The 558-nt window shown below is 46.2% G+C and carries 2 tRNA genes and 1 rRNA gene; all 3 read right to left on the reverse strand.

Annotated features, from left to right (window positions below):
* Window positions 1–188 precede the first annotated feature (188 nt).
* A tRNA-Ala gene (locus C0K55_RS25770) sits at window positions 189–264 on the reverse strand.
* Window positions 265–306: 42 nt separating this feature from the next.
* Window positions 307–383: transfer RNA gene (locus C0K55_RS25775), tRNA-Ile, on the reverse strand.
* A 68-nt stretch (window positions 384–451) separates the two neighbouring features.
* Window positions 452–558: ribosomal RNA gene (locus C0K55_RS25780) — 16S ribosomal RNA — on the reverse strand; the annotation flags it as partial.

Consider the following 558-nt stretch of genomic DNA (forward strand, 5'->3'; position numbering starts at 1 on the left):
CTTAACCTCACAACCCGAAGATGTTTCGTAAAACACCATCGTGTTGCGAAAATTTGAGAGACTCACGAACAACTTTCGTTGTTCAGTGTTTCAATTTTCAGCTTGATCCAGATTTTTAAAGAGCAAAACTTCGCAGTGAACCTTTGCAGGTACACTCTGAAGTATTTTTTATTTAATCACTACAGAGATGGTGGAGCTATGCGGGATCGAACCGCAGACCTCCTGCGTGCAAAGCAGGCGCTCTCCCAGCTGAGCTATAGCCCCATAACATGTAGTTAAAACCTCTTCAAATTTGCGGTGCAAATTTGGTAGGCCTGAGTGGACTTGAACCACCGACCTCACCCTTATCAGGGGTGCGCTCTAACCACCTGAGCTACAAGCCTGTAGAGGTTTTACTGCTCATTTTCATCAGACAATCTGTGTGAGCACTGCAAAGAACGCTTCTTTAAGGTAAGGAGGTGATCCAACCGCAGGTTCCCCTACGGTTACCTTGTTACGACTTCACCCCAGTCATGAATCACAAAGTGGTAAGCGCCCTCCCGAAGGTTAAGCTACCTA

It is taken from the genome of Escherichia sp. MOD1-EC6098 (genome assembly GCF_002965865.1).
GTDB lineage: Bacteria > Pseudomonadota > Gammaproteobacteria > Enterobacterales > Enterobacteriaceae > Escherichia > Escherichia marmotae.